Source organism: Streptomyces sp. NPDC104307 (assembly GCF_055584045.1).
The window spans coordinates 61,256-84,320 of record NZ_JBVJMU010000009.1; the positions used below are offsets into that span (position 1 = coordinate 61,256).

Genomic DNA, 23,065 nt, shown 5'->3' on the forward strand with positions numbered 1-23,065 from the left:
GCGTTCGTCATCGGACCGTCGGTGACACCTGCCGGGGCGGGGTGTCAGCCAGGGGTGTACAACCGTGGTCCGATGCCGGGCCGGGAGAGCGGTGGCTACGATCGGCGTATGTCCCCCTCACTCTCCGTTCCCCTGCTCAAGCGCGTACCGCCGGGTTGGTGGGTGGGCATGGCCTGGTACGCGGGCGTGCTGCTCACGTTCCTCGTGCGGGTACAGCTGCCGGGGGAGTTCGAACCTTCGGTCCGGCCCGGGATGCTGCTGTACCGGTGGGACGGTCTGCTGACCCAACTGCTCGCCACGGCCCTGGCCGCGGGCGGCTGCCTGGTGATGGAGCGGCGTCCGCTGACCGGCCTGGCGCTTCTGCTGGGTGCCGCCACGACCGCCACGTTCTCGCTGAGCGTGGGGGAGATACCGCTCGCCCAGTTCCTGGCCGCCGATGTAGCGCTGTACTTCATCACCGCCTCCCGGTCTCGCCGGACCGGTCTTGCCGCCCTTCTGATGTCGCTCGGCGTCCTCGCCGGATTCCTGGCCGTCCGGCTGCTGGCCGGGTGGCGCATCGGTACGTCGGCGGAGCTGGTCGTCGCTCTGACCGCGGTCGTCGCCTGGCTGGTGGGCGGCTCGGCGTACGAGACCCGCCGGCACGGCGAGAGGCTGGCCGCGCGGGCCGCCGACCAGGCGGTCATAACGGAACGGCTGCGCATCGCCCGTGAGATGCATGACATCGTCGCGCACAGCGTCGGCATCATCGCCCTCCAGGCGGGAGCGGCGGCCCGGGTCGTGCACACCCAGCCGGACGCCGCCCGCGAGGCGATGCACGCCGTGGAGACGGCGGGCCGGGAGACGCTGTCGGGGCTGCGCCGGATGCTCGGTGCGCTGCGGCAGGACGTGTCGGCGCCCGAGGAGCCGGAGCGGAAGGCGGCGCCGCTGCACCCCACGGAGGGGCTCGCGGACGTCGACCGGCTGGCGAGGGCCACCACCGCTGCGGGGGTCCGGGTGGATGTCCGATGGCGGGGCGCGCGACGGCCGTTGCCCCCGGACATCGATCTGTCGGCGTTCCGCATCATCCAGGAGTCGGTGACCAACGTCGTGCGGCACGCGGCAACCGGTTCCTGCCGGGTGTCCGTCGAGTACGGCAGCGAGGAGCTCGCCATCGAGGTCGCGGACGGCGGCCGGGGCCCCGGCAAGGTCGCGGACGGCGGGTTCGGGCTGATCGGCATGCGGGAGCGGGTCGCTCTGCTGCACGGCGAGTTCACCGCCGCCCCGCACCCGGAGGGCGGTTTCCGGGTGACGGCCCGGCTGCCGGTGCCCGAGGAGTACGCGGCGTGAGCGACCAGGACGCGACGGCCCCGGTTTCGATCCGGGTGCTGCTCGCCGACGACCAGCCACTGATCCGGGCTGCCCTGCGCATGGTGATCGCCGACCTCCCGGACATCGAGGTGGCGGGCGAGGCGGGCACCGGCGACGAGGCGGTACTGCTGACCGAACAGCTGGCCCCGGACGTCGTCGTGATGGACATCCGGATGCCGGGGCTCAACGGCATCGAGGCCACCGAGCGGATCACGGCGGGGGGCGGCAGCACGCATGTGCTGGTCCTGACGACGTTCGACGACGACGACTACATCTACGGGGCGCTGCGTGCCGGGGCGGCGGGGTTCCTGGTCAAGGACATGGCGCTGGACGACATCCTGGCGGCGGTCCGGGTGGTGGCGGCCGGCGACGCCCTGATCGCGCCGAGCGTGACCCGGCGGCTGATCAAGGAATTCGCGGGCCGTCCCGCCTCCGCGTCGCCGTCGCGGCCGCTCACCGCGATCACCGACCGGGAGCGCGAGGTGCTGGTGCTGGTCGGCAGCGGGCTGTCCAACGCCGAGATCGCGGAGCGGCTGTTCATCAGTGTCGCCACCGCGAAGACCTATCTGACCCGGCTGCTCGCCAAGCTCGACGCCCGGGACCGGGTGCAGTTGGTCATCATCGCGTACGAGGCGGGGCTCGTGTCACCGGGCCAGTGACGTCTCCGGCCCCGCCCCTGACTGCGCCCGTGTCCCCGCCCGTGTCCGCGGACTCGGCTTGAGGACAGGGCCTTGAGGACAGGGCACGGGGCACAGGGCCGGGTTGCCGGGCTCCCGCTCAGAGCCAGCCCTTCTCCCGTGCCATCCGGACCGCCTCCGCACGGTTGCGCGCCGCCAGTTTCTGGATCGCCGTCGAGAGGTAGTTGCGGACCGTGCCCTGGGAGAGGTGCAGCACCGCGGCGATCTCCGCGTTGGTGGAACCGTCCGCCGCCGTGCGCAGCACCTCGCGCTCCCGGTCGGTCAGCGGGCTGGCCCCGTCCGCGAGGGCGGCGGCCGCGAGGGTCGGGTCGATGACGCGTTCACCGGCGAGCACCTGGCGTACCGCTGCCGCGAGCTGGGAGGCCGGGGCGTCCTTCACCAGGAACGCGTCGGCGCCCGACTCCATCGCGCGGCGGAGGTAGCCGGGGCGGCCGAAGGTGGTGACGACGACGACCTTCACGTCGGGAAGTTCGCGGTGCAGCCCGGCCGCCGCCTCGATGCCCGTCATGCCGGGCATCTCGATGTCCAGGAGGGCCACGTCGACCCGGTGTTCCCTGGCCGCGGCCAGTACCTCGTCACCGCGGGCGACCTGCGCGACCACCTCGATGTCGGGTTCCAGGCCGAGGAGCGCGGCCAGGGCTTCGCGCACCATTGACTGGTCCTCGGCGAGGAGGAGTCTGATCATGCTCATTCCGGGAATCCTAGGTCGGATTCGACCGGCACGCTGAGGGTGATGGTGAAGCCCTTCCCGGAACGGGGGTTGGTGGCCCGGGTGGCCAGCGTCCCGTCGACGGTGGCGAGGCGCTCCGCGATGCCGGTGAGGCCGTTGCCGGGTGCCGTACCGGAGGCGCCGCGGCCGTCGTCGGAGACGGTGAGTTCGAGGACCCGCCCGCCCAGGGTCTGGCGCGGAGCGAGGGTCACCTCGCAGCTGTGGGCACCGCTGTGGCGTACGACGTTGGTGACGGCTTCCCGCAGGGCCCAGGCGAGCACCTCCTCCGATTTCTCGGGGAGGTCCTCGGGCGGATCGGCCGGGATGGCGGCGGCGATCCCGGCGGCGGCCAGCGCGGTCCGGGAACCGGCCAGTTCACCGGGGAGGGTCGGGCGGCGGTAGCCGGTGACCGCGCTGCGCACGTCCACCAGGGCCTGCCGGCTGACCTGTTCGATGTCCGCGACCTGAGCGGCCGCCTGTTCCGGGTGGCCCGGGAGCATCCGCCCGGCCAGTTCGCTCTTGAGGGTGATCAGCGAGAGGGAGTGGCCGAGCAGGTCGTGCAGATCCCTGGCGAGCCGCAGCCGTTCCTCGTTCGCGGCGAGCTGGGCGACGGTGGCGCGGGCCTCGCGCAGCTGGATCGTGGTGCGGATCATCTGCCGGATGCCCGACATCGCGAAGCCACCGAGCAGGGCGGGGAAGGCCAGGGCCGTGATGATCTCGCGGGAGTGTTCCTGGGTCGTGCCGATGGCCACCAGCACGGCGGTGACGGCGGGGATCAGCCAACGCGCGGCCCGCAGCGGCAGGGTGGCGCCGACGGAGACCGACACGTACACGAACAGGACCAGCCATGGCGCACCGAGCGTCAGAGACAGCAGGACCGCGAGGGCCCCGAGGAAGGCGAGAGCAGCGCGGACCCGGAAGGGGTCGAGCGCCTTCGAGGTGTGGCGGAAGACCAGGACCAGATAGACGCCGACGAAGACCACCAGTCCGAGGGCACCGAGTGCGGTCGCCCACGAGGTGTGCTCGGCGTCCACCAGGTCCTTGACCGGCGCGCTCATGAACGCGAGCCAGACGCCGATCCACAGGAACTTCGTCCCCGCCTGTCTCGCGTTCGTGGGCGGGCGCCCCATGCCCACGGACATCTCGTCGTCCTCGTTCACGCCTTCAGGGTGTCCTTCCGGTAGAGCCAGGCCGCTCCGCCCGCGAAGAGCAGGAAGTAGACACAGAGGATCGCGATGTCCTTGGCATGCGGCGCGCCACCCATCTCGACGGACTGGCCGAGTGCAGCGTACGCGTGCGTGGGCAGCCACTCGGAGATGTTCTGGATCCACTGCGGGAAGGTCGAGGACGGCATCCACAGGCCGCCGAGGATCGACAGCACAAAGTAGATGATCATCGTGATCGGGCGGACCGCGTCACCGCTGGCGATGTAGCCGATGGCCACCCCGAGAGCGGCGAAGACGAGCGAACCGGCCCAGATGAGGCCGGTCAGGGCCAGCCACTGCCAGAGGTCGAACCGTACGTGCTTGGCGGAGGCGGCGACCAGGAAGACGACCACGATGCAGGGCAGGGTGACCATCGCGGCGCTGGCGATCTTGGCCAGGACGTAGCCGCGGCTGGGCAGCGCGGTCAGCCGGAGCTGGCGGACCCAGCCCTTCTCGCGCTCCTTGGCGATGCGCTCGCTGTTGCCCATCAGCACGGCGGTCAGCGCGCCGAAGGAGGCCATCGAGACCATGAAGAAGGACTGGAGGGTCAGATCGGTGTGCGGCACCTTGTCGGTGGTGTTCTGGGTGCTGGAGATCAGCACGTAGAGCACCGACGGGTAGATGATCGAGAAGAACATGAACTTCTTGTTCCGCAGGGTGCGGGTCACTTCGAGCTTGATCAGGGTGTTCATCGGGTCCTGGCCTCCTCGGCCTCTGTGATGGCGACGAAGGCCTGCTCCAGTCCGAGACCCGCGACTTCGAGCTCGCGCGGGTAGAGGCCGAGGCCGTAGACGGCGTGCACGGTCGCGTCGGCGTTGTGCGACTGGATACGGACCCGGCGACCGGTGACGTCGAGTGCGGAGAGGAACGGCAGGGCGCGCAGGGCCTCTTCGTCGACCGGGCCCTCCAGCTCGAAGGAGATCCGGCGGGCGCCGGCCCTGGCCTTGATCTCGGCCGCGGTGCCGTCGGCGAGGATCCGGCCCTTGTGCAGGACCAGCACGCGGTCCGCGATGGCGTCGGCCTCTTCGAGGTAGTGGGTGGCGAACAGGACGGTCCGGCCCTGGTCCGCCTGCTCGCGCATGGTGGCCCAGAAGGCGCTCCGGGAGGTGACGTCCATCCCGGTGGTCGGCTCGTCGAGCACGATCAGGTCGTTGGCCCCGGCGGTGGCGAGCGCGAACCGTACGCGCTGCTCCTGGCCGCCGGAGAGCTTGTTGACCATGCGGCCGGCGATCGAGGCGATACCGGCCCGCGCCAGCACCTCTTCCACCGGGTAGGGCTTGGGGTGCAGATCGCAGACGAGTCCGACCAGTTCCCCGACGGTGACCTCCTCCATCAGTCCGCCGGTCTGGAGCATCGCGCCGACCCGGCCGGCCGCGATGGCCGCCTGCGGGGTGGTGCCGAAGAGCCGGACCGTACCGGAGTCGGCGGTGCGCAGGCCGAGGAGGAGGTCGAGCGCGGAGGACTTGCCCGCGCCGTTCGGCCCGAGGAGCGCCACCGTCTCGCCCGGGTGCAGGTCGAGCGTGAGCCCGTCCACGGCACGTACGTCGCCGTACGCCTTGCTGACCTGGTCGAAGCTGACCACGGCGGTCTTCGCCCCGGTGGCTTCTGGAGCTTTGGTTGTCATGGGTCCAGCCTGGCCGAGCGGGGTACGCGCGCGGCAGGGTCACGGGTCGTGAATCCGGGATGACAGATGTCATGCCGTACGGGTGACGGGTGACGGGCGCTGCGCGGTGCCGGAAGCCTGATGCCGGGGCCGGGCGGGCGGACGGCGCCGCCCCCGGCCGGGATCCGGTCGGGGGCGGTGCCTGTGGCGCGGTGCGGGCCGGTGTCAGCCGTTGCCGTTCAGGTCGATCGTGACGGTGCGCTCGACCGGGGTCTTGCCCAGCAGCGCGCCCTTCATGGCGGAGGCCACGTCGTCCGCGCTGAGCTGGTGCTTCGAACCGTCGCCCTTGGTGATCATGATGCCGTCGAAGACGCCTTCACAGAGGGTGTCGATGGCCTTCTTGTCGTAGTGGTCGACGAGCTTGCCGTCGACCGCCACCATCGAGAGGATCTTCGGCAGCGACCTGTCGGGGCCGAACTGGATCACCTTGGGGCCGGCCTTGATGGTGATCAGGCCGGACATCGCGGGCTCCGCGAACTCCTTCATCGCCCGGTCCAGCTCGGCCTGGCTGATGGTGGGCCGGCGGGTGGTGACGGGCAGCTCGACGGTGGCGGAGCGGCCCGTCTCGACCTGGGCGCGGTAGGCGTCGCGGACCGAGCCCATCGACTGGTTGGCGTCGAGTGCCTTGCCCTCCTTGCCGGGTACGGGGACGGCCTTGCCCGGAACGAACTTGATCGTGCCGTTGCTGGCCGAGCCGGAGGCACCGGCCAGGTCGGTCAGCGCGACGCCCAGCTTCTCCTGGTCGACCGGGATCACCGGGTCGATGTCACGCTTGCCGCCGAAGAGCGAGCCGATGACCGAGACCGGGTTGTAGTCACTGCCCGCCGCGGCGCGCACGGTCGCCTGGCTGTCCAGGGAGAGCCCGGCCTTGTCCGGTGCGAGCTGTGCCTTCTTGCCGTCCACGCTCAGCTGGAGCGGGGCCTTGGCCCGTTCGCCGAGGGCGGCGTCCAGCTTCTCGACACCGTTCTCCTTGGTGCCGCCGCCGATGTCGACGCCGAGGACGGTGGTGCCCTTGGGGACGTCGGAGTGGTTCATCAGCAGCCCGGCGCCGTACGCGACCACGAGCAGGCAGACGGCGGCCACGCAGAGCAGGACCAGCTTCGAACGGCCCTTCTTCGCCGGGGCCTTCGCCGCGGCGGGCTCCGGAGCGGTACGGGCGGCGGGCTCGGGCGCCTGCGCGGCGAACCCTCCCGGCCCGGCCGGTCCGGTGCCCATCGGGTTGTCCGGGATCCTCGGAGTGAGATCGGGGCCCTGGAACGGCGACTGGGGCCCCGCCGTGCGGCGCTCCGCCGGGACGACGGGGATGCCGCTGGTCAGCGTGTCACCCGAGACGTTGTCACCCGAGCCGGAGCCGGGTCCTGCGGCCGGGAACTGCGGGGTGAGCACCGCGGTGTCGTCGGACATCCGCGGCGGAACCCCACCGGCACCCCCGGGGCCACCGGTCTTCCCGGGGCCACCGGGTGCCTGCGGTTCTGCCGGTCCGGAGTCCCGAGGCGCGAAGGCCCCGGCGAAGGGGCCCGGTCCGTCGAGGTTCGGGGTGAGCGGGGAGGTGCCGCCGGCCGGTCCCGTGGTGGGCCCGGACGGACCCGGCGTACGGATGCCGAGGTTCGGGGTGGAGCGTTGCCCGCCGGGGCCGTCCGCTCCGAACTCGCCGGAGCCGGAGCCGGAGCCGGAGCCCGGTGCGCCCGGCTCGCCCGCGCGCTGTGGGCCGTCCGAGAAATACGGCAGATCGGCGCGCGGAGTACCGGCGGGCGGGGTGCCCCGGTCGCCGCCCGGACCGTCCGCCCGGCCCCCGGAACCCGACGCGGAAAAGCCCGCACCGTTCGTACCACCGCCGGAACCCGACGCGGAGAAACCCGCACCGTTCGTACCACCGCCGGAACCCGACGCGGAAAAGCCCGCACCGTTCGTACCACCGCCGGAACCCGACGCGGAGAAACCCGCACCGTTCGTACCGCCACCGGAACCCGACGCGGAGAAACCCGCACCGTTGGTGTCGCCCGAGGCGTCCGCCGGGGCGGCCGTCGGGGGCTTGCGCGGTGCGAACCAGTCGCTGCCGCTCTTCTCCCGGGCCGGCTTCTCCGCGGCGGGTTCCGCCGCGGGGGCGGACCCCTCGCCGGGCTCGGACCCGGGTGCCGCGGGGGTGCCCGGTGCGCCGTTGGAGGCGGACTGACCCGGGCGCGGGATGTTGCCGGTGCGCTCGTTGCCGGGGCCGCCGTCCGCGTCGCTCATGGGCGTACGCATGACAACCGGCGGGATCGGACGCGAGCCGGGGATGTTGATCCGGATACGCGTCGTCAGCGTCGTCTCCGTCCTCGGCTCTTCCGGCTGGGACGGGTCCGCAGGCTCCGGGGTCTCCTCCGGGGCATCCTGAGAAGGGTGCAGCGACGGATACTGGCGGGATCCGTACGGCGGCGTACCCGAGGGGTACGCGGCTCCCCCGCGGCCCTGGGGCCCGGTGGACGAACTGTCAGTTTCACGACTCAAAGCAGGTTCTCCCGATTGGCTCCGCCGCCCGTACTTCCCCCGTGCCGCAGTCCAGCACCCGACCAGGCGCGCGAACCACCATACTGGCCGCGGCAGACAGACACCCCGCGACCGGGGGAAACGACTGCGCACCCCCCGGACGGACAGGGGGCATTACGGGATCGGACGTGGCACATTACTTGCCAGGTCGGCCGCTGTCGGCACCCGGCCGGGGTGAGCGCGACATGGTGGCACAGATCACAGCGAGGGCCATCCCGCCCAGCAGGAAGAGGACGAGGCCCAGTTCGTCACCGAATACGTAGTCCCCTTCCGGGCGGCCACCCAGCAGAACTACGACCGAAATCAGCCACCCCGCAGCGGGCACCAGGGCGCCCGGCTGCGTACCCATGAGGCACCGGCCCCCGTAGAAGAGTCCGCCGGTCGCCAGCAGTGCCAGCAGCAATCCGCCCGGGAACCAGGCGGGTTGGACCAGGGATCCGGCGATACCGACAATCGCGCCGAGCACCGCGAGGCCCAGCAGGGCGGCGATCCGGCGCGGGTTGGGCGGAGCGGCCAGGCCGGTGGCCTGAATGTCCCTCGGGGGCGCGTTGGTCCGCGCGGCCCGCGACCTGCTGCTGCTCACTGGTCCGCTCCCGTCACACCGGCGAAGAGATCGTGTTCCCGCGTCCCGGGAGCCGCGCCCGGAGCGCCGCTCACCAACTCGTAGTACTCGGTGGTGAGAACAGGCTGGCCAAGATCGTTCGAAAGAGCGAAGAAGGACCCGCTCAGCGCGATCTGGGTGGCGTGCGCCCGCATCGCCGCGGCCTTGGCCGCCGCGTGGGCGGTGCCGTCGATCTCGGTGGTGATCAGGGTGTCGTTCACCACACCCGGCACGTCGTCGATCGCGGCGATGCCGGGGAAGGTGTCGGGGGCGGTGGCCCGCAGGTTCGCGAAGGCGCCCTCCGCGGTGGTGCGCGGCACCCGGTTCCAGTAGATCTTGGCAATGGTGTGCGGGGCACCGGAGCCCGCGCGGTACCCGGGGTCCGCGGCCAGTTCGGCGGCGCGCGTCGCGACCCGGTGCGCCTGGATGTGGTCGGGGTGCCCGTAGCCGCCGTCGGGGTCGTAGGTGACCAGGACCTGGGGGCGGACCGAGCGGATCACCTCCACGAGGTACCCGGCGGCCTCGTCCACGTCGGCGGACCAGAAGGCGCCCGGACGGTCGTTCTGCTCCGCGCCCATCATCCCGGAGTCGCGGAACCGGCCGGGGCCGCCGAGGAAGCGGTGATCGGTGACCCCCAGCTCCTTCATCGCCGCCGCGAGTTCGCGCTGTCGCCAGGGCCCGAGGGAGTCGTCCCGGTCGGCCGCCAGGTGCGCGAGCGCGGGCGGGATGACCTCACCCTCCTCGCCGAGCGTGCAGGTCACCAGCGTGACCAGGGCGCCCTCTGCGGCGTACCTGGCCATGGTGGCGCCGTTGTTGATCGACTCGTCGTCGGGGTGCGCGTGCACCAGGAGCAGACGCCGGGCGGGAAGATCCGTCATGGGGACCACCCTACGAGCCTGCGGACCCCCTGGCCGACGGCGCCCACGCACCGGGCGCCGACGAACCGCGGACGGTTGCCGCTCTCAGAATTTGAGGCCTCCGATCATGCCCGCCACGTTCGTCGTCACCTCGGAGATCGTGGGCGCGATGGACGAGCTGGCGAGATAGAAACCGAGCAGCATGCAGACCACCGCATGTCCGCCCTTCAGTCCGGATTTCCGGACCAGCAGGAAGACGACGATCGCCAGCAGCACCACCGCCGAAATCGAGAGTGCCACGGCGGTTCACCTCCATCAGTACGGTCGGGACGGGCAGCACGCATGGAGCCAGCAGGTTCATACCCACCGAGCGCTACGGATCATAACTATCCGTGGCAAGGCATTGATCGGGGCACAGCAGCACGAGGGGCGCACGGCCCGGGGCCGGCCGATAGGTTCGGCTCATGACTTCGTCAGAGATCACCTTTCCGCTGCAGCAGGCCCGGACGATGCGATTCACCCTCGGCGCACCCCGGGCGTTCACGGTGTCACCCGATGGTGAGCGGGTGATCTTCCTGCGCTCGGGCTCCGGCACCGACAGCGCGAGTCAGCTCTGGGCCCTGGACCTGACCGGCGACGGCGCACCGCGGGAGCGCGTGGTGGCCGACCCCGCGGTGCTGCTGGGCGGTTCGGCGGAGCGGCTCTCGGCGCAGGAGCGGGCCCGGCGCGAGCGGAGCCGCGAGGGGTCGTCGGGGATCGTGGGCTACGCGCTGGACGCGGCCGCCGAGTTGGCCGCGTTCGCGCTCTCCGGGAAGGTGTACGTCGCCCGGCTGCGGGCGGGCACGGCGCGTGCGCTGCCCGTGCCCGGTCCGGTGATCGACCCGCGCCCCTCCCCGGACGGACGACACATCGCATACGTGTCCAAGGGTGCACTGCGCGTCGTGGGGGCCGGCGGCGAGGAGGACAGGGCGCTCGCGGAGCCGGAGGACGCGCAGGTCTCCTACGGTCTCGCGGAGTTCATCGCGGCCGAGGAGATGCAGCGCTCACGGGGCTTCTGGTGGTCGCCCGAGTCGGACCGGCTGCTGGTCGCCCGGGTCGACGACAGCCCGGTGCGGCGGTGGTGGATCTCCGACCCGGCGGACCCCGAGCGCAGGCCCGCCGAGATCGCGTACCCGGCGGCCGGTACGCCCAACGCGGACGTGCGGCTCTTCGTCGTGGACCTGGCGGGGGAGCGCACCGAAGTGGTGTGGGACCGGGCCCGGTTCCCCTATCTGGCCCGGGTGCACTGGTCGTCGGCAGGGGCACCGCTGCTGCTGGTGCAGGCCCGTGACCAGCAGAGCCAGCTGCATCTCGCGGTGGACCCGGAGACCGGCACGACCCGGACTGTGCACGTCGACGAGGACCCGGTCTGGCTGGACCTGTTCCCGGGGGTGCCCGCGTGGGCGCCGGACGGACGGCTGGTCCGGATCGCGGACGAGGGCGGGGCGCGGGTCCTCGCGGTCGGTGACCGGCTGCTGACCGGGGCGCAGTTGCAGATCCAGTCGGTGCTGGACATCGGCGCCTCCGACATCCTGGTGGCGGCCTCCGCAGGGGAGACGGCGGCCGCGCCGGAGATCGGAGAGACCCATGTCTACCGGGTCAACGAGCTGGGCGTGGAGCGGGTCTCGGAGGGCGTGGGCGTGCATACCGCGGTCCGGGCCGGCGGCGTGACGGTGCTGGTGTCCACCTCCCCGGACCGGCCCGGAACGACCGCCCAGGTGCTCCGGGGCGGCAAGCGGATCACCACCGTGGCGAACCACGCGGAGCAGCCGGTGCTGTCCGTCCGGGCGCAGTTCACCGAAGGGGGCGCACGGCGGATTCCGTGCGCCGTGCTGCTCCCCACCGGGTACAAGGAATCGGATGGTCCGCTTCCGGTTCTGATGGATCCGTACGGCGGGCCGCACGGCCGCCGGGTGGTCGCCACCCACAACACGCATCTCACCTCGCAGTGGTTCGCGGACCAGGGTTTCGCCGTGGTCGTCGCGGACGGCCGCGGCACCCCGGGCCGCTCCCCCGGCTGGGAGAAGGCGGTCAAGAACAACATCGCCCTCACCGTCGACGACCAGGTGGAGGCGCTGCACGCGCTCGCGGAGCGGTTCCCGCTGGATCTGGACCGGGTGGCCATCCGGGGCTGGTCGTTCGGCGGCTTCCTGGCCGGCATGGCGGCGCTGCGGCGGCCGGACGTCTTCCACGCGGCGATCGTCGGCGCCCCGGTGACCGACCAGCGGCTCTACGACACCCACTACACCGAGCGCTACCTCGGGGACCCGGCGAAGCAGCCGCAGGTGTACGCGGACAACTCGCTGGTCACCGACGAGGGGCTGTCGCACGCCGCAGAGCCGGCCCGGCCGATGATGATCATCCACGGACTGGTGGACGACAACGTGGTGGTCGCGCACACGCTGCTGCTGTCCTCCGCGCTGCTCGCCGCGGGGCGGCCGCACGAGGTGCTGCCGCTGAGCGGGGTGACCCATCTGCCCCGGCAGGAGAAGGTGGCCGAGAACCTGCTGCTGCTCCAGGTGGACTTCCTGAAGCGGTCCCTGCCGGACCCGGCCGCGTAGGCCCTCGGCCCCGGCCGCGCGGGAGACCTTCCCCGCTACCAGCCCGGCGGCGGCTGGGAGGGCGGTGGGGGCGGTCCGAAGCCGCCGCCCCGCGGGTATCCGTATCCCGGTCCCGGGGCGGGCGGCCGCTGCCCCGGGTTCGGGCCGGCGTCTTCCGGTCCGGGGTGCGCCTCGGGGCCGTATCCAGGTGTTCCGTATCCCGGGGTGCCGTACCCCGGCTGCCCGTACCCCGGCTCCCCGTATCCGGAGCCGTACCCCGGTGCCGGCGGGCCGGGGACGTCCGCGAAGCCCCTGGGGGCCAGCGCGATGAGCACCAGGACGGCGACGAACGCCTCGAAGAACCAGCTGGCCAGCGTGAGCTGGGTCTCGGTCGACAGCGAACCGAACTGGTCGAACAGTTCGTAGTGCACGGCCAGGGCCACGCCGGACACCCCGCCGGTCAGCAGCAGCGCGGCCGCCACCAGGCCGAACGGCCTTGAGTGCACGGCGTGGGAGAGGGCGCTCACCCCCGCGAAGAGGCAGAGCAGGGCCGTCAGCACGCTCGCCCAGCCCGCGGGCGGATCGGCCAGCACGTGCGTGAGCCGGTCGCCGCCCAGGTACCGGTCGGGGACGAGCTCCGGGTACTTCACGGCCTGGCGGATCTCCCACGCGGCCAGCACCGCGCCGGCCGCGCACAGCAGCAGGAACGCCGTGACCGAGGCGCCCGGACCCGGCCGGGTGGGCAGTTGCTCGTAGGAGCCGTCCGGCGGACGCCGCCCGGCCCCGGCGGTGATCAGGAGCGCGATGCCCGCCGCGAGGGCGGCGAAGGCACTGATCAGCGCCCGGGTGCGCAGTTCGTCCGAGTACGCCGACTCCATCGCGCGGCCGCCGATGTTCCAGAGTCCGGGCAGCCGTACGGCGACCGTGACCACTCCGATGGCGACGAGCACCGTGGCGGCGACGGCGGAGCGGAGCGCGGCGACGGCGGCGACCACGTAGACCACGAGCAGCGCGGCGTCCGTGGCCGTGGTCGCGGGCAGCGCGTGCGCGCGGGCGTCCGGGAAACCGGCCCAGTACCGCAGCAGTTGGCCGAACTCGACTGCCCTGACGTCCCGTACGAGCCAGCTCGCGACGATCACCGCCAGCACGCCGCAGAGGACAGAACCCGTGACTCTTGCTCCCCGCGTGAGTATCACACCGGCGATACTCCACCGAGCCCGGCCTCCCGACAAGGGGGCCGTGACGGCGCGGTCCTGTGGGGCGACCGGCCGGGGTACTTGACGTCCCCCGGCCGGTCCACGGCACCCGCACGGCCGTACGTCGTCCATGGTGACGGGTCCGTATATCGGACGTGCGACGCGCGAGTTGCCCGTGCGTTAACGCGTGCGCGGGTCAGTCGGCCCGGCTGCTGCCGGCGGGCGGCGGCCCGTCGTCGGTGTCCGGCCCGGGCGCCTCGTCCTCGCCGGGCGGGTTCGGCGGCTCCGGGGACGCGGGGGGCCTGCGGGCCTCCCGGTCCACCTCTTCGACGTCAGGGCCCGGCCCGCCCTCCCCCGGCGTCAGCGTCCCCTCCGGCGGCACCACGCGCTTCTCCTCCGCGAAGTGACAGGCCGAATCGTGCCGGGCCGGGGTGTCCGTCAGCCGGAAGACCGCCGGGACGGCCAGCAGCGGCACCTCCAGCTCGCACCGCTCCTGCGCCTTCCAGCAACGGGTGCGGAATCGGCAGCCGGAGGGCGGGTTGGCGGGCGAGGGCACGTCGCCGTGCAGGATGATCCGCTCGCGGTACTCGCGCGCCGTCGGGTCCGGCACCGGCACGGCGGAGAGCAGCGCCTGGGTGTACGGGTGCGTGGGGTGCTCGTAGATCTCCTCGTCGGTGCCGACCTCCACGATCCGGCCCAGGTACATCACCCCGACCCGGTCGGAGATGTGCCGCACGATCGACAGGTCGTGGGCGATGAACACATAACTCAGGTCGAACTCCGACTGGAGCCGGTCCAGCAGGTTGACGACCTGCGCCTGGACGGAGACGTCGAGGGCCGAGACCGGTTCGTCCGCGACGATGATCTCGGGGTTGAGCGCGAGGCCGCGGGCGATGCCGATGCGCTGGCGCTGGCCGCCGGAGAACTGGTGCGGATAGCGGTTGATGTACTCCGGGTTGAGACCGACGACGTCCAAGAGGTCCTGGACCTTGCGCCGGCGGTCGCCCTTGGGGGCCACCTCGGGGTGGATCTCGTAGGGCTCCCCGATGATGTCGCCCACCGTCATACGGGGGTTCAGCGAGGTGTACGGGTCCTGGAACACCATCTGGATGTTGCGGCGCACCGCCTTCAGCGCGCGGCCGGACAGCTTGGTGATGTCCTCGCCCTTGTACCGGATCATTCCGGCCGTCGGGTCCTCCAGGTGCACGAGCAGCCGGGCGACGGTCGACTTCCCGCAGCCGGACTCGCCCACGATGCCGAGCGTCTCGCCGGCCGCCAGGTCGAAGGAGACCCCGTCGACGGCCTTGACGGCTCCGATCTGCTTCTTGATCACGATGCCCCGGGTGAGCGGGTAGTGCTTGACGAGGTCGCGCACCTCCAGGATCGGTTCCTTGCCCGCCTGGGCGCTCGTCTCGCGTGACTTGGCCAGCAGGGCGCGTGCCACCTCGCCCTCCTGGCGCGCTTCCCTGCGCCCCGAGTGATCAGCGTGCATCGAGCGTCTCCTTCCAGAAGTAGCAGGCGCTCTGACGGTTCTCGGCCACGTCGAACAGCGGCGGTACGTCGGTGCGGCAGACGTCCTGGGCCATCGGGCAGCGCGGGTTGAAGGCGCAGCCGGGCGGGATGTGCAGCAGGTTGGGCGGCAGCCCCTTGATCGCGTAGAGCTCCCGGCCCTTCTGGTCCAGGCGCGGGATCGAGCGGAGCAGGCCCTGGGTGTAGGGGTGCGCGGGTGCCTGGTAGATGTCGTGGACGGGTGAGGTCTCGACGATCCGGCCCGCGTACATCACGGCGATCTTGTCCGCGACGTCCGCGACGACGCCCAGGTCGTGGGTGATCAGGATCAGGCCCATGTTCAGTTCGCGCTGGAGCTCCGCGAGCAGGTCCATCACCTGGGCCTGGACGGTGACGTCGAGCGCGGTGGTGGGCTCGTCCGCGATGATCAGCGAGGGCTCCAGGGCCAGCGCCATCGCGATCATGATGCGCTGGCGCATACCGCCGGAGAACTGGTGCGGGTAGTTGCCGACGCGTTCCTTGGCGGCCGGGATGCGCACTCGGTCCATCAGCTCGACGGCCTTGGCCTTCGCCTCCTTGCGGGACGCCCCCCGGTGCACCACGAACATCTCCCCGAGCTGCTCCCCCACCGTCAGCACGGGGTTGAGCGAGGAGAGCGCGTCCTGGAAGATGATGGCCATCTCCTGGCCGCGGATCTTCCGGCGCTCCTCCTTCTTCAGCTTGAGCAGGTCGCGGTCCTTGAAGAGGATCTCGCCGCCGCTGATCTTCCCCGGTGGCGTGTCGAGGATGCCCATGATCGCCTGTGCGGTGACCGACTTGCCGGAGCCGGACTCGCCGAGCACGGCGAGCGTCTCCCCCTCGGACACCGAGTAGTTGACCCCGTTGACGGCTTTGGCGACCCCGTCCCGGGTGTGGAACTCCACCTGCAGATCGCGCACTTCGAGCAACATGGCAGCGGACTCCTCAGCGCAGCTTGGGGTCGAGGGCGTCGCGCACCGCGTCGCCGAGCATGATGAACGCGAGCACGGTGATCGCCAGCGCGCCGGCCGGCCAGAGGAGCATGTGCGGGGCGTTGCGGATGTTCTGCGAGGCGGACGAGATGTCGATGCCCCAGCTGACCGTGGGGGGCTTCAGTCCGACGCCGAGGTAGGAGAGCGTCGCCTCCAGCGCGATGTAGGTGCCCAGCGCGATGGTGGCGACGACGATGACGGGCGCGACCGCGTTGGGGGCGACGTGCCGCAGCATCATGCGGGAGTTGGAGGCTCCGAGGGCGCGCGCGGCCTGCACGTAGTCGTGCTGTTTCGCGGTGATCACCGCGCCTCGGGCGATCCTGGAGATCTGCGGCCAGCCGAGCAGGACCATGAAGCCGATGACCGGCCAGACGGTGCTGCTGGTGACCACGGAGAGCAGGACCAGACCGCCGAGCACCACGGGGATGGCGAAGAAGATGTCCGTGACGCGGGAGAGGATGGCGTCCCAGGCCCCGCCGAAGAAGCCCGCGAGCCCGCCGAGCAGCCCGCCCAGCAGCGCCACGCCGAGCGTGGCGCAGACGCCGACGGTGACGGAGGCCCGTGCCCCGTAGACGACCCGGGTGTAGACGTCGCAGCCCTGCGCGTTGAACCCCATGGGGTGGCCGGGCTGAGAGCCCTGCTGGGCCTTGGCGAGGTCGCATTTGAGGGGGTTGCCGGACGCGATGAGCGAGGGCCAGATCGAGATGATGACCAGGAAGACGATGATCAGGGCCGAGGCGATGAAGACGGGGTTGCGGCGCAGGTCGCGCCAGGCGTCGGCCCACAGGCTCCCGGCCCGTTCCCTGGGCGCGCCGCCCTCCGGGCCTTCCGGTGTGCCCTCCAGGGTGGTGCCCTCGCTCATGGCCAGGTCCGCCGCTCCGCCGGCACCGGTCCCGGCGATCGCGTTCTGGGGCTCGGGCTGAGGTTCAGGCATAACGGATCCTCGGGTCGAGTACGGAGTACAGGAGGTCGACGACCAGATTCGCGATGAGGAAGACCAGCACCAGGATGGTCGCGAAGCCGACCACGGTCTGGGTGTTCTGCCGCAGGATGCCCTGGTAGATCTGGTATCCGACGCCATGGATGTTGAAGATGCGCTCGGTGACGATCGCACCGCCCATGAGCGCGCCGATGTCCGTACCGATGAAGGTGACGACCGGGATCAGCGAGTTGCGCAGCAGGTGGCGCACGATGACGCGGCGCCTGGGCAGTCCTTTCGCCACGGCCGTGCGGACGTAGTCGGCGCGGGAGTTCTCCGCGATCGAGGTCCGGGTGAGGCGGGTGACGTAGGCCAGGGAGACCGAGGCGAGCACCAGGCCGGGCAGGATGAGCTCGTCGAACGGCGCTTCCGAGGAGACCGTCGGGGAGATGACGGACCATCTCACCCCGAGCAGGTACTGGAGTACGTAGCCGGTGACGAAGGTGGGGATCGCGATCACGACGAGCGTCGCGACCAGGACCGAGTTGTCGACGACGCGGCCCCGCCGGAGGCCGCTGATGACGCCGAGCGTGACGCCCACGATGATCTCGAACAGGATCGCGACGATGGTCAGCCGCAGGGTGACCGGATAGGCGGACGCCATCAGCTCGGTGACCTTCTGCCCGTTGAAGGCGGTACCGAAGTCGCCGGTGAACACGTTGCCCATGTAGGTCAGGTATTGCTGCCAGACGGGCTTGTCCAGCCCGAATTCCTTCTGCAGCTGGGCGGCTGTCGTCGGGTCGCACTGCCGGTCGCCGCAGAGGCCCGCGATCGGGTCGCCCATCACGTTGACCATCAGGAAGAGCAGCAGCGTTGCTCCGATGAAGACCGGAATCATCTGGAGCAGACGACGGATCACATAACGCCCCATGTCACCCTCCGCGCGTCGATCGGGCACTGGACTCCGGCCGGCGCTCGCTCCGCGGTGGATCGGGACCTGATGAACGGTCGCATCGCGCGGTCACCTCCCTGTTGCCGTGAACCAAATAACATCCCATTTCACATGAAATAGCACCTTCTGCGCACCCTCACGGGACCACGCACGCGCCGGAAGGGGCCAACCGTGTGACGGGCACCGGGACCGACAGAACGCACCCCGGCCCGGCACTCCCTGAGGGTGTGCCGGGCCGGGGGCGGCCGCTACCGGGTCACTTGACCTTGATCTCGCTGTAGACCGGAACGCTGAACGGGTTCAGCGCGACGTTCGAGACGTTCGTGGAGTAGCCGGCGCTGCCGTTCTGGTACCAGAGGGGAATGGCAGCCATGTTGTCCCGGACCACCGCTTCGGCGTCCTTGAAGGTCTTGACCGCCTTGGCCTTGTCGGACTCGGCGTTGGCCTTGTTGACCAGGTCGTCGAACTTCTTGTCCGTCCACTTCCCGTCGTTGGACGAGGCGTTGGTGTAGTAGAGCGGCTGCAGGAAGTTCTGGATGAGCGGGTAGTCCATCTGCCAGCCCGCGCGGAAGGGACCGGTCATCTTCTTCTGGGTGATCTTGTTGCGGAAGTCCGCGAAGGTGCCCGTCGGGCTGCCCACGCAGGCCTTGTCGTTGCCGAGCGCGTTGTTGATGCTGTTGCAGACCGCGTCCACCCAGTCCTTGTGGCTGCCCGTGTCGGCGTTGTAGCCGATCTTGACCTGGCCGCCGGGGATGCCGCCGCCCTGGGAGACCAGCTTCTTGGCCTCCGCGGGGTTGTAGTCGCACAGGCTGCCGCAGAAGCCGGACTGGTATCCGCCCGCGTCACCCAGCACCGGCGAGGTCCAGTCGGTGGCGGGCGTCCGGGTCTTGTTGAAGATCGTCTCGGTGATCTGCTTGCGGTTGATGGCCATGGAGAGGCCCTTGCGGACCTTGTCGCTGTCGGCCTTGTCCCACGCCTTGTCGTAGAACGGGAAGGCCAGGGTCTGGATGATGCCCGCCGGGGTGTTGATGTAGCGGTCGCCGAGGTCCGCCTTGACGTTCTTGAGCTGCGCGGCGGGGACGTCGTCCACCAGGTCGAGGTTGCCGGCCACCAGGTCGGTGTAGGCGGTGTTGTTGTCGGTGTAGACCTTGAGGTCGATGCCACCGTTCTGCGCCTTGTCGGTCCCCGGGTACTTGTCCCACTTGCGCAGGGACATCTGCGAACCCTTGGTGTACGACTTGATGGTGTAGGGCCCGTTGCCGATCGGCTTCTTCAGGTAGGCGGCATGGTCGTCGAAGAAGATCTTGGGCAGCGGGGCGAACGCCGCGTAGCCCAGCGTCTCCGGCCACAGCGAGAACTTCTGGTTGAGCTTGACGGTGAACGTCCTGGCGCCGGTGACCTTCAGCCCGGACATCGTCCCGGCGGCCTGGGCACCGGAATCCGGGTGCACCTTGTCGTAGCCCTCGATCTGGCCGAAGAAGTAGGCGTTCTTCTGGTTGTTCTTGAGGCTCGCCCCGTAGTTCCACGCGTCCACGAAGGACTTGGCGGTGACCTTCTCGCCGTTGGAGAACGTCCAGCCGTCCTTGACGGTGATGTCGAAGGTCTTCGAGTCGGACGTGGCGATCTTCTCCGCCAGCATGTCCTCGGCGGCGCCGGTCTTGGGGTTGTACCGCTTGAGACCCCGGAAGACCATGTCGAGGACCTTGCCGCCCTGCACCTCGTTGGTGTTGGCCGGCTCCAGCGGGTTCTGCGGGTCACCCCACGAGGAACTCACCACCCCATTGGCACCACCACCGCCGCCACCGCTGTCGCCCCCGCCGCCGCAGGCGGTCGCCGCCAGGGCGACGGCGACCGCGCATGCTGCCCACTTCGCCTGTGTGGCTCCGCGCATGGAGTGCCTCCTCGTAGTGCTCCGTCTCACTTGAAACTAAATATCAGCGCATAAAAGGATCAGTGCACCCGCACTACGGCCAAACGTGTCGATCCACCACTCGAAGCGTGGCCGGTGACCATATGCGCCGGATAACGAAAGGGCCACACCAGCGATCGGACACGGACGCCCAAGAAGACCCGATAAGCCCTGTCAGCGAAGGAGGTGTCCACCCAGGGGACGCCCTAGATTTGTCAAGTTCAAGTCAAAAACCTAAAGAACAGGTACGGACTTCCACAGTCGATTGACCGTTGTCAACTCGGTTGATTGGGTCCATCCCAACCTCTTCTTCGCACACTTCTCACCCCGGGGACGCCGTTCCGGACGGGGACAGGAGCACGATGACCATGCCATCCCCGGCCTCCGGCCTCTCGGTGGACCTGACGCCTCCCGAAGCGACCGCGGAGCCCCAGCTTCCCGACAGTGACAAAAGGGGAGCCGCCGCCAGGAGCCCGGGGCGCCTTGCCTGGATCCGCTTCAAGCGCGACAGGACCGGCGTGGCGTCCGCCTGGATCGTCGTGTTCTTCTTCGTGATCGCGCTCGCGGCGCCGCTGATCGCAAAACTCTACGGCAAGGACCCTTACACCACTTACGCCAGCCAGCGGCCGGAACTTCTGGACGCCTTCGCCTACCCGTCGGGGCCGAACGGCGGTATGAGTTCGGAGTTCTGGTTCGGCGTCGAGCCGCAGCTGGGCCGTGACGTCTTCACCTTCCTGCTGTACGGGATCCGCACCTCGCTGAGCATCGCCGTCGCCGCCACGCTGCTGACCACGGTCGCTGGTGTCATCGTCGGCATCACGGCGGGCTACCTGGGCGGCAGAACCGACTACTTCGTCGGACGGGTCATAGACATCCTGTTGTCGTTTCCGTCCACGTTGTTCTTCATCGCCTTCATGCCGGTCGTGTACGGGCTGTTCGTCGCCCCCGACGAGAACATCCCCACCAGCTTGCGGGCCATCTCCTTGATCCTGGTCCTCTCCTCCTTCGGCTGGGCTTCCATAGCCCGCCTGCTGCGTGGCCAGGTACTCGGCCTGCGCGAGAGGGAGTTCATCGAGGCGGCCAAGGTCACGGGGGCGTCACCACGGCGCATCGTATTCAGAGAGCTGCTCCCCAATTTGTGGACACCCATCATCATTCAGTCCACGCTGATGCTGCCGGCCTTCGTCACCGCGGAGGCCGGCCTGGCCTTCCTCGGGGTCGGGATCATCGACCCCACTCCGGACTGGGGCGTGATGATCCAGCGCGGGGCCCAGTTCTACACCGAAGACCTCACTTTCATGCTCTTCCCGGGCTTGTCGATGGTCATCTTCGTTCTCGCCTTCAACCTGCTCGGCGACTCGGTACGCGACGCTCTCGACCCGAAGTCCAAGCGGTAGACACCCGGCTCCATCCAGCCCGTTCATCGATGAACGGCTGGTCCATCCGTTCTGATCGCCCATGTGAGGCAGGATCATTCATGTCTTTCTCTCGTAGAAATTTCCTGATCGCCACCGGCGTGGCCGCGGCCTCGTCATCCGTCCTGACGGCTTGCGGCGGCAGCGACAGCGGCGGCAGCTCCAAGAAGAACACCGGCCCGAAGGTCAGCGGCAGCAAAACCCAGGAAATCCCGGTCGGCACCAAGGCCGACTCGGCCGGCCCGGCGGCGGAGGTCACCGGAGCGGTCAAGGGCGGGACGATCTACTCTCTCGACCAGTTCGACATGGACCACATGGACCCGGCGCAGATCTACGTCTCGACCGAGGCGGCCATCACCGTCCCGGTGCTGCGTGGCCTCACCGGCTACAAGATCGACAGCAAGGGGGGCGCCACACTGGTCGGTGACCTCGCGACCGACGCCGGCACCGTGAAGGACGGCGGCAAGACCTGGTCCTTTACGCTGAAGGACGGCGTCAAATGGGAGGACGGCTCGGACATCTCCTCCGAGGACCTCCAGCACACCTTCGAACGGCTCTTCGCCCCCTTCGTCACCGAGGGCCCCCGCTTCGTTCAGCAGTTCCTGGTGGGCGGCGACAAGTACAAGGGCCCCTACGAGGGCAAGAAGCTCGACTCCATCGAGGTCGAGGGCAAGACCATCACCTTCCATCTGAACGAGCCGCGGGGGGACTTCAACTTCACCCTCGCGATGCGCGGTTACGCCCTGGTGAACAAGAAACACGACACCAAGGAGAAGTACGACAAGCGTCCCTTCGCCAGCGGTCCGTACAAGGTCGACAGCCGCAGCATCGGCAAGTCGATGACCTTCGTGCGAAACGAGCACTGGGACCCGAAGACCGACGCGATCCGCAACAATTACCCGGACAAGTACGTCTTCCAGTTCGGCTTCCAGCCGCTGGCCGCCACCGACCGCTACATAGCGGACTCGGGCAAGGACCAGTACGCGATGTCGATCTTCAACGAGGTCGCTGCGGAGCGGACCGCCCAGGTCCTCACCAACCCCAAGCTCAAGAAGCGCGTGCTGATCGAGGTCGACACGGTCACCTACTACTGGCCGATCAACACCACCCGCATCACGGACGTCAAGGTCCGCCAGGCCATCAACTGGGCGTGGCCGCACCAGCAGCTGCAGACGATCCGTGGCGGCGCTTCCACCAGCGAACTGGCAAGCACCATCCTCTCGCCGGTGACCCCGGGCTACGCAAAGTTCGACCTGTACGGCGTGGCCACGAAGCCCGGTGGCGACCCGGCCAAGGCCAAGGCCCTGCTGAAGGAGGCCGGCAAGGCCGGCCAGAAGCTGGTCATCGCCTACCAGACCTCGGACAACGCGCTGAAGCAGGCCGTCGCCATCAAGAACGCTCTGGAGGCGGCCGGCTTCACCGTCGTGAACAAGCAGCTCGACAAGTCCACCTTCTACACGCAGATCGGCAAGATCGACAACGACTTCGACCTGTTCGCCGCCGGCTGGAGTCCGGACTGGCCGAACGGCTACTCGGTCTTCTTCCCCTGCTGGAGCGGCAAGAACATCGGCGACGGCCGCAGCAACTACGCCCAGCTGAAAGACCCGAGTGTCGACAAGGCAATCGACGCGGCCGCCAAGCTCACGGACACCGAGGCGGCGAACAAGGCCTGGGGCGCCATCGACCGTCAGATCATGGAGCTCGCCCCGGTCGTCCCGGATTACCACTCCATCCGCAACTGGATGTACGGATCCAAGGTCGGCAACGTCGTGTACGACAGCGGCAACACCTGCGTCGCTCTCTGCAAGCTGTACGCCATGAAGTAGGCAGAATCACCCGGGCCCTGCCGCCGAACACCGTCGAGCCCTCCGCGAGGAGGGAAGGCGCTTCGGCGGCGGGGCCCCGGGAGCTGCCGCTCTGCCGGCTCTCCTCCGGCCCCCTGCCCTTCACGCCCCGGCGACGGCGCCCCG

At 69.9% G+C, this 23,065-nt stretch carries 19 protein-coding genes; 5 read left to right on the forward strand and 14 right to left on the reverse strand.

Annotated elements, in window-relative coordinates:
* Positions 1-108: 108 nt before the first annotated feature.
* Both ACZ601_RS22850 and ACZ601_RS22855 read left to right on the forward strand, forming a co-directional pair.
* Complete coding sequence (locus ACZ601_RS22850) at positions 109-1,326, forward strand: sensor histidine kinase (protein ID WP_469540794.1); 1,218 nt, start codon at positions 109-111, stop codon at positions 1,324-1,326.
* Entirely contained in the window at positions 1,323-2,006 is a 684-nt protein-coding gene (locus ACZ601_RS22855; protein WP_469540797.1) for a response regulator, read from the forward strand. The genes ACZ601_RS22850 and ACZ601_RS22855 overlap by 4 nt, the downstream gene beginning before the upstream one ends.
* A 118-nt stretch (positions 2,007-2,124) precedes the next feature.
* On the opposite strand, the gene ACZ601_RS22860 is transcribed toward ACZ601_RS22855, so the two are convergent.
* The 8 genes from ACZ601_RS22860 to ACZ601_RS22895 all read right to left on the reverse strand — a co-directional run bounded on the left by ACZ601_RS22860 (position 2,125) and on the right by ACZ601_RS22895 (position 9,906).
* On the reverse strand, positions 2,125-2,736 hold the full coding sequence (locus tag ACZ601_RS22860; protein WP_469540800.1) for a response regulator: 612 nt from the start codon (positions 2,734-2,736) through the stop codon (positions 2,125-2,127).
* The gene (locus ACZ601_RS22865) at positions 2,733-3,896 is read right to left on the reverse strand and encodes a sensor histidine kinase (RefSeq protein ID WP_469541222.1); all 1,164 of its coding nucleotides are present in this window, start codon (positions 3,894-3,896) and stop codon (positions 2,733-2,735) included. Before ACZ601_RS22865 ends, ACZ601_RS22860 begins: the two co-directional genes overlap by 4 nt.
* A gap of 14 nt (positions 3,897-3,910) precedes the next feature.
* Positions 3,911-4,651 (reverse strand): ABC transporter permease, encoded by a 741-nt coding sequence (locus tag ACZ601_RS22870; RefSeq protein ID WP_073736626.1) that lies wholly within the window; start codon positions 4,649-4,651, stop codon positions 3,911-3,913.
* Positions 4,648-5,583 (reverse strand): ABC transporter ATP-binding protein, encoded by a 936-nt coding sequence (locus ACZ601_RS22875; RefSeq protein ID WP_440574782.1) that lies wholly within the window; start codon positions 5,581-5,583, stop codon positions 4,648-4,650. Before ACZ601_RS22875 ends, ACZ601_RS22870 begins: the two co-directional genes overlap by 4 nt.
* 204 nt (positions 5,584-5,787) lie before the next feature.
* Entirely contained in the window at positions 5,788-8,109 is a 2,322-nt protein-coding gene (locus tag ACZ601_RS22880) for a peptidoglycan binding domain-containing protein (protein ID WP_469540804.1), read from the reverse strand.
* A 175-nt stretch (positions 8,110-8,284) separates the two neighbouring features.
* On the reverse strand, positions 8,285-8,731 hold the full coding sequence (locus ACZ601_RS22885; RefSeq protein ID WP_440574780.1) for a DUF6113 family protein: 447 nt from the start codon (positions 8,729-8,731) through the stop codon (positions 8,285-8,287).
* Positions 8,728-9,627 carry an N-acetyl-1-D-myo-inositol-2-amino-2-deoxy-alpha-D-glucopyranoside deacetylase gene (mshB, locus tag ACZ601_RS22890; RefSeq protein WP_469540807.1) on the reverse strand — a complete coding sequence of 300 codons (900 nt, stop codon included), beginning with the start codon at positions 9,625-9,627 and terminating at the stop codon, positions 8,728-8,730. Before mshB ends, ACZ601_RS22885 begins: the two co-directional genes overlap by 4 nt.
* 84 nt (positions 9,628-9,711) lie before the next feature.
* On the reverse strand, positions 9,712-9,906 hold the full coding sequence (locus ACZ601_RS22895) for a hypothetical protein (protein ID WP_073736631.1): 195 nt from the start codon (positions 9,904-9,906) through the stop codon (positions 9,712-9,714).
* Positions 9,907-10,115: 209 nt separating this feature from the next.
* Between ACZ601_RS22895 and ACZ601_RS22900 the strand changes: the two genes are divergently transcribed.
* Positions 10,116-12,206 (forward strand): S9 family peptidase, encoded by a 2,091-nt coding sequence (locus tag ACZ601_RS22900; RefSeq protein ID WP_469541225.1) that lies wholly within the window; start codon positions 10,116-10,118, stop codon positions 12,204-12,206.
* Positions 12,207-12,241: 35 nt separating this feature from the next.
* Here ACZ601_RS22900 and ACZ601_RS22905 read toward each other — a convergent pair whose 3' ends face one another.
* The 6 genes from ACZ601_RS22905 to ACZ601_RS22930 form a co-directional block, all read right to left on the reverse strand.
* Positions 12,242-13,333: a hypothetical protein gene (locus tag ACZ601_RS22905; RefSeq protein WP_469540810.1), complete on the reverse strand. Its 1,092-nt coding sequence runs from the start codon at positions 13,331-13,333 to the stop codon at positions 12,242-12,244.
* Positions 13,334-13,577: 244 nt separating this feature from the next.
* Positions 13,578-14,873, reverse strand: a complete 1,296-nt coding sequence (locus ACZ601_RS22910; RefSeq protein WP_469540813.1) for an ABC transporter ATP-binding protein — start codon at positions 14,871-14,873, stop codon at positions 13,578-13,580.
* Positions 14,863-15,840, reverse strand: coding sequence for an ABC transporter ATP-binding protein (locus tag ACZ601_RS22915; protein ID WP_469540816.1), 978 nt, complete (start codon positions 15,838-15,840; stop codon positions 14,863-14,865). Before ACZ601_RS22915 ends, ACZ601_RS22910 begins: the two co-directional genes overlap by 11 nt.
* Before the next feature lie 13 nt (positions 15,841-15,853).
* Positions 15,854-16,834 carry an ABC transporter permease gene (locus ACZ601_RS22920; RefSeq protein WP_440577297.1) on the reverse strand — a complete coding sequence of 327 codons (981 nt, stop codon included), beginning with the start codon at positions 16,832-16,834 and terminating at the stop codon, positions 15,854-15,856.
* Positions 16,827-17,750, reverse strand: coding sequence for an ABC transporter permease (locus ACZ601_RS22925; RefSeq protein ID WP_393339828.1), 924 nt, complete (start codon positions 17,748-17,750; stop codon positions 16,827-16,829). Before ACZ601_RS22925 ends, ACZ601_RS22920 begins: the two co-directional genes overlap by 8 nt.
* Positions 17,751-18,027: 277 nt before the next feature.
* A complete protein-coding gene (locus tag ACZ601_RS22930) occupies positions 18,028-19,662 on the reverse strand; it encodes a peptide ABC transporter substrate-binding protein (protein WP_469540820.1) in 1,635 nt (544 codons plus the stop codon).
* Between the two features lie 380 nt (positions 19,663-20,042).
* On the opposite strand from ACZ601_RS22930, the gene ACZ601_RS22935 reads away from it, so the two are divergent.
* Both ACZ601_RS22935 and ACZ601_RS22940 read left to right on the forward strand, forming a co-directional pair.
* Complete coding sequence (locus ACZ601_RS22935; RefSeq protein ID WP_469540822.1) at positions 20,043-21,077, forward strand: ABC transporter permease; 1,035 nt, start codon at positions 20,043-20,045, stop codon at positions 21,075-21,077.
* Positions 21,078-21,157: 80 nt separating this feature from the next.
* Positions 21,158-22,921, forward strand: a complete 1,764-nt coding sequence (locus ACZ601_RS22940) for an ABC transporter substrate-binding protein (protein WP_469540825.1) — start codon at positions 21,158-21,160, stop codon at positions 22,919-22,921.
* The last annotated feature ends 144 nt before the right edge of the window (positions 22,922-23,065 follow it).

What these genes read in the sequence shown, in the direction of transcription:
- ACZ601_RS22940 (WP_469540825.1), top strand. Translation starts at nt 21,158, where the DNA reads ATGTCTTTCTCTCGTAGAAATTTCCTGATCGCCACCGGCGTGGCCGCG.
- ACZ601_RS22925 (WP_393339828.1), bottom strand. Translation starts at nt 17,750, where the DNA reads ATGGGGCGTTATGTGATCCGTCGTCTGCTCCAGATGATTCCGGTCTTC.
- ACZ601_RS22910 (WP_469540813.1), bottom strand. Translation starts at nt 14,873, where the DNA reads ATGCACGCTGATCACTCGGGGCGCAGGGAAGCGCGCCAGGAGGGCGAG.
- ACZ601_RS22875 (WP_440574782.1), bottom strand. Translation starts at nt 5,583, where the DNA reads ATGACAACCAAAGCTCCAGAAGCCACCGGGGCGAAGACCGCCGTGGTC.
- ACZ601_RS22935 (WP_469540822.1), top strand. Translation starts at nt 20,043, where the DNA reads ATGACCATGCCATCCCCGGCCTCCGGCCTCTCGGTGGACCTGACGCCT.
- ACZ601_RS22915 (WP_469540816.1), bottom strand. Translation starts at nt 15,840, where the DNA reads ATGTTGCTCGAAGTGCGCGATCTGCAGGTGGAGTTCCACACCCGGGAC.
- mshB (WP_469540807.1), bottom strand. Translation starts at nt 9,627, where the DNA reads ATGACGGATCTTCCCGCCCGGCGTCTGCTCCTGGTGCACGCGCACCCC.
- ACZ601_RS22865 (WP_469541222.1), bottom strand. Translation starts at nt 3,896, where the DNA reads ATGTCCGTGGGCATGGGGCGCCCGCCCACGAACGCGAGACAGGCGGGG.
- ACZ601_RS22850 (WP_469540794.1), top strand. Translation starts at nt 109, where the DNA reads ATGTCCCCCTCACTCTCCGTTCCCCTGCTCAAGCGCGTACCGCCGGGT.
- ACZ601_RS22930 (WP_469540820.1), bottom strand. Translation starts at nt 19,662, where the DNA reads ATGCGCGGAGCCACACAGGCGAAGTGGGCAGCATGCGCGGTCGCCGTC.
- ACZ601_RS22920 (WP_440577297.1), bottom strand. Translation starts at nt 16,834, where the DNA reads ATGCCTGAACCTCAGCCCGAGCCCCAGAACGCGATCGCCGGGACCGGT.
- ACZ601_RS22860 (WP_469540800.1), bottom strand. Translation starts at nt 2,736, where the DNA reads ATGAGCATGATCAGACTCCTCCTCGCCGAGGACCAGTCAATGGTGCGC.
- ACZ601_RS22870 (WP_073736626.1), bottom strand. Translation starts at nt 4,651, where the DNA reads ATGAACACCCTGATCAAGCTCGAAGTGACCCGCACCCTGCGGAACAAG.
- ACZ601_RS22900 (WP_469541225.1), top strand. Translation starts at nt 10,116, where the DNA reads ATGCGATTCACCCTCGGCGCACCCCGGGCGTTCACGGTGTCACCCGAT.